At 39.3% G+C, this 5,093-nt stretch carries 4 protein-coding genes; all 4 read left to right on the forward strand.

Features of this window, described 5'->3' with window-relative positions:
• Positions 1-397 precede the first annotated feature (397 nt).
• The gene (locus DWW10_RS25575; protein ID WP_118421877.1) at positions 398-3,625 is read left to right on the forward strand and encodes a PL29 family lyase N-terminal domain-containing protein; all 3,228 of its coding nucleotides are present in this window, start codon (positions 398-400) and stop codon (positions 3,623-3,625) included.
• Positions 3,626-3,940: 315 nt separating this feature from the next.
• A complete protein-coding gene (locus DWW10_RS25580; protein ID WP_118421876.1) occupies positions 3,941-4,204 on the forward strand; it encodes a DUF3791 domain-containing protein in 264 nt (87 codons plus the stop codon).
• Positions 4,201-4,719, forward strand: a complete 519-nt coding sequence (locus tag DWW10_RS25585; protein WP_118421875.1) for a DUF3990 domain-containing protein — start codon at positions 4,201-4,203, stop codon at positions 4,717-4,719. The genes DWW10_RS25580 and DWW10_RS25585 overlap by 4 nt, the downstream gene beginning before the upstream one ends.
• Positions 4,716-4,928 (forward strand): DUF3791 domain-containing protein, encoded by a 213-nt coding sequence (locus tag DWW10_RS25590; RefSeq protein WP_118421874.1) that lies wholly within the window; start codon positions 4,716-4,718, stop codon positions 4,926-4,928. Before DWW10_RS25585 ends, DWW10_RS25590 begins: the two co-directional genes overlap by 4 nt.
• Positions 4,929-5,093 lie beyond the last annotated feature (165 nt).

Below are 5,093 nucleotides of genomic sequence, written 5' to 3' on the forward strand. Positions count from 1 at the left end.
TCACATAATATTTAGTTTCTTCAAGGAGTGCTTTGAGGAAGGGAAAGGCTTAGCTTTATAGAAAAGGTTTCAGCCTCAATAACAATGTAATAATCAGTGCGTTACTTTTTATTTTAGCCTTCTTATCTTCATTAAAATCTTCTTTTCTCCTTTTTCCATGTCTCCTTTTAGGAACTACTTTTTTCTCTCACATATTCATACTGATACATTTTCTCATCTCCCACCAAATAGCCTTCCTATGGCCATTATTCCTTGAATGTTAACGGATTTAACGAGATTTTATTACCTATAAAGTAACGGCTAAATAAGGTAGGTAATGTTAAATGAAATAAGCATTGTTAATTAGACTATTATTATTCTTTATTTTTTAAATTTATAAATTTAAAGTTTTTTTATTATGAACAAAAAATTTCTAAGTGCAATCCTGTTTGGAGCTTTGATGATAGGTTCTACAGGAACGTTCACGTCTTGTAAGGACTACGATGACGACATCAAGGACTTGCAGGGGCAGATTGATGCCAACAAAACTGCGATTGACAAGATCAATGATCTGATCTCTAGCGGTTCTGTTATTACAGGCGTTGATAAAACAGACAAAGGGGTTACTGTTACTCTGAGTAATGGCAACAAATTTGAATTGACTAATGGTACTAATGGTAATAAGGGAGAGGATGGAAAACCTGGCTCTGTTGTCACTATTGGTGAAAATGGCAACTGGTTCATTGACAACGTTGACACTGGCAAACCATCTAGAGGAGCACAAGGCGAACCAGGTGAAAGTGGTAGTGGCAAAGATGCACCTACTATTTATTATGAACCGGGTATAGCTGGTAGTGAAGATGGCTATTGGGTTAAAGTAACTATTGCTGGTGACAAAACCACAAGAGAAGTTACGGAAATCTCATGGGTAACCAAAAATGCAATCACTGTAGTTGAAACAGAAAGCCAATACATCATTAGAGGTTTGAAAGATGCTGATGGTAAAGAATATGGTGACCTTGCTTTGAATAAATACTCAGCATTGTTTGTATCTTCATTGACTTACATTCCTTCTACTATCAGTGACGAACTGGGAGACATTGCATTCTTGCCTGTAATTGGTACAGATTACAACTCTATAGGAACAAATCCTGTTTATGAATACAACTTAGCCAATAAAGCATTTGCAACAACGCTGGTTGACGGTTGGGCAGACTTCAATTATCAGGTAAATCCAGGTTCTGTAAGCCCTGATAATTATACCGTTACTGGATTCACAATGAAAAGTGCATGGTACAAGGCTATGACAAGAGCAGCAGCTGCTACTACACTGAATATTGGTGAAATCACTCCAAGTAAAACAGGAGCTTTGACTGTAAAAGCTAATGCAAAAGACTTCGCTTTGTATTCTACAGCTGTTAAATCAGAATGGAAGACTCCAAGTACATATGCTAATATCCCTGCTGGTGTCACTGAACATGACTTCAATAACCCTGCAGGCGTGGTTGAAGAGTCTCCTTACAGTGATGATATTTTGGCAGTAAATACTGCATCTCTTCGTGTTTCTAACAAGAATGAAGATGAAGCTAACATCAATGGCAGTTCTGTTGATGCTCCTTACGTAGCAGTTGCCAGAATGGTTGTTCCTCAGGAAGAAACATCTATTGCTTTGAATGTTACTAAATCATATATTGTAACTCCAGAAGCAGATAGAGCTGCTGCTGGTCAAAAAGCATTAGACACTCCTAATCTGAAAGAATTGTCTCAGATGTATACTAAAGCAGAAGCTAATGTACAATCTTATTTAGCAGCTATACCTGTTCTTTTGGATGTTCCTTTTGCTGGAACTACTAATTTGAATGAATATGTAAAGGGTATCGCTCGTGAATTCATGACATCTACTGGCTTCACATCTAAGAAGAGCCAATATTTGCTGGACAAAGATTTGAACTTTGATGCTCCTACTTTTGTATTCAGTGTGGAAAAATTCAATTTGGCTGAAGTAGACCAGTCTACCAGATATTTGAAACTGGAAAATGGTGTCGTTTCATTTGATCCGTCAGTAACTGCAGCTATCAATCGCGAACCAGTCGTTAAAGTTCAGATGTATATCGGCTCAACTCTGGTCATGACTAAGCTGTTGAAGATGAAGATTATTGATATGGTTCAAACTACATTGAACGTTCCTGCATTTGATTTGGGCGTTAAGACTATGGGATGCCATGACCTATTTGGCACAAATTCTGGCAGTTGGTGGGGATATCAACCTAATTTTGTTAATCCCAAGCCTTTCGTAATTGACGGTAAATTCTCTATAGACTTTGATCCTATTTTCAATAAATTGGGCATGAGTAAAGATCAATTTGTACAAACTTATACAGAGAATGGTGATATTAGTGAAGTTAAAGCTACATTAGATGGGGCTGCTTATGATTTCTGGGGTGCAAATTCTAAGATAGGTGTCGTTGTACCATTCATTAGTGGAAGTGCAACATCTGCAAATAATTATACTTATTATAGTGTAAGTAAAGATGCTACACCGGGTAAATATACAATTGAACTGAATTTTGTGACAGATATTAAGACGGTTCAGTACAAAAAAGTTGTAGTAACTGCTGCATTCGAAGTTAAATTACCGACTATCACTGCACCACGTACCACAATCTACTGGTCTGATGAGAATACTGCAGAATTGAATGTAAATGCTCCTGAAACAGCTTATATTCCTGCTGAATGTATCTTTATGTCAGAGTTGAACTCACTGTTCAAGACTACAAATAAAGTTCTTGACTTAACATTCAACCCGAATAAGCCGACTGTAGGTGACTATGATTGCGTACAGACTAAGTACAGATTTACTGCTGATACTAAGGTTCTGAAAGCCGATGGCTCAAGTGCTGGTGCTGTAACCTTTGATAAGACTACTGACGATCGTCTGATTGTTAAGGTAGGTGGTGTGGATGTGGCTAAGATTAGTTCTCCGTCAGCTACAGGTCAGACTATCGAATTGATTGAAAATGCTACAGTGAAAGCTCTGTTGAGCACTGGTGCATTGAAGATTACTAACCTTAACCTGATTGCAGAAGGCTTGTCTGAAGAAATTTTGGTTAAGAAGTTCGATGTAAACTTCTCAAGACCATTAACATTAGCAGAAGCTGCTGTTAAGAGTTTCAAGGATGCTCAAGACATGGGTGATGATCTGAAGTTAACTGATGTCATTGCTTTGACAGACTGGAGAAATAAAGCTGTTGTAATTGATGGTGCTAAGACTACCAATTTGGAAGAATTCTATGCTGTTCAATACTTCTCACCTGCAATGTTTGTTAATACTGGTGGTTTGTTGGATAACAGTAAGATCTATACTAACTTGAAGAAGAATGCCGCAGGTGATTATGCACCGGACAACTCGATTACAACTTTGGCTCAGGCTATGACAAACAAAGTTATGTTGCCTGATTATACCAAGTTGACAGTTAAGGGTACTACAACTGCTGCTTCTACTACAGATAGTGATTGGGTATTGAACTATAAGACTAACATGTCTACTTTGTTGGAAACTTACTACATGTGGGTTCCTGTAACCGTAACTTACAAGTGGGGTACAGTAACTGGATATGTTAAGATTGCAGTTGATCCGGTTAACTAATGATCTGATCTTTTCTTAGCAATTTAAATAAAGTGTGCCTTTCGGGGCACACTTCTTATTAAGAAAACAACTACTCTGTGAAGAATAGTCCTTTTTTTCACCATCGTGAAAAGTAAAATGTTGTTGTGTGAGGCTGTCCCCGGTGGGAGACAGCCTCACTCTTTTTATATGCGCTATCTGAAGTAAACGCATTTTTTTAGTCTTGCTTGCTTATCTAAAGGATTTGCCGAAGGAAATTACTTTTTGTTCAATAGAATAGGGGTAAGTCTGGTTAGTAAGCATTATCTTTGCAATCTAAGAAAGGAGACTAGAAGTATGACAAGTATGCAACGAATGACCGACGAACAACTGCGAATAATCTTCGCCGCCTCGTGTATCGAAGCTGCTGCCCGTCGCAAAGGTATATCCGCCACCGAGATGTACCGCCGCATGGCACGTATCGGCATGATAGAGGAGTACATCCTTCCCTATTATGACCTACTGCACACTCAAAGCCGTGAGTACATAACCGATACTACCCTCGAAACCTTGCACAACTGGGAAACAGCAGGAAAAACAATGAAAGGAGACAAATTATGAGTATCCTCGTATATCATGGTGCAGCCGACACCGTAAAAAATCCACTGGCATCCTATGGACGTCCTGATCTTGACTTCGGGCAAGGCTTCTACGTTACTACCCTCCGTAGCCAGGCCGAACGCTGGGCACAAATCGTCAATTTGCGTCTGTTGCGAGGTACTCCCTGTCTCAACATCTATGAGATAGATATGGAGCGTATCCGCCAAGCCTATCGCTGCCTTCATTTCGAGACCTATAATCGTGACTGGCTCGACTTCATCGTACACAGCCGCAAGGGACTGAGACCCTGGCAAGAATATGATTTCGTGGAAGGAGGTGTAGCAAACGATCGCGTAGTAGATACAGTGGAAAGTTATATAGCGGGAACTATGCCTGCTGAAATAGCTCTTGAACAGTTGGCGCAACATCAACCCAATAACCAGATGTGCCTGCTCAATCAGCACCTCATCGATGAATGCTTGCACTTCAAAGAATGTCTGCCCTTGAATATTTCACAGAAAGGAGGCAAGTTATGATAAGTGACCTCCTCCTCTGGAACAAAATAGGACGTATCATCGTGTTGCTTGGCGAACGCCTCAACGTTTCTTCTGAACGTGCTCTCGGTATCTTCTACGAGTCTGACACTTGTGAACGGTTGCATGACCCCGATACGGGGCTCTATTTAATGGGCGACTTATATATTGTAAACGACATAATTAGGGAACTGCAAGATAAGATGGGATAGGACGATAAAAAGTTTCCTCCCATTTGTTATTAAATAGACAGAGGCGATATTTTATGAATATTGCCTCTTTTTGTTTTTCCCCTAAAAATCTCTTTTTTGACCTCTCTATAAAGAGTGTAATTTCATATTCATGTTCATTTTATATATATTGCACGATGAAATTAT

It is taken from the genome of Bacteroides intestinalis, assembly GCF_003464595.1.
Classification (GTDB): Bacteria; Bacteroidota; Bacteroidia; order Bacteroidales; family Bacteroidaceae; genus Bacteroides; species Bacteroides intestinalis_A.

Bases quoted from the DNA above. Each gene is read 5' to 3' on its own strand.
- DWW10_RS25585 (WP_118421875.1), top strand. From the start codon at position 4,201: ATGAGTATCCTCGTATATCATGGTGCAGCCGACACCGTAAAAAATCCA.
- DWW10_RS25580 (WP_118421876.1), top strand. From the start codon at position 3,941: ATGACAAGTATGCAACGAATGACCGACGAACAACTGCGAATAATCTTC.
- DWW10_RS25575 (WP_118421877.1), top strand. From the start codon at position 398: ATGAACAAAAAATTTCTAAGTGCAATCCTGTTTGGAGCTTTGATGATA.
- DWW10_RS25590 (WP_118421874.1), top strand. From the start codon at position 4,716: ATGATAAGTGACCTCCTCCTCTGGAACAAAATAGGACGTATCATCGTG.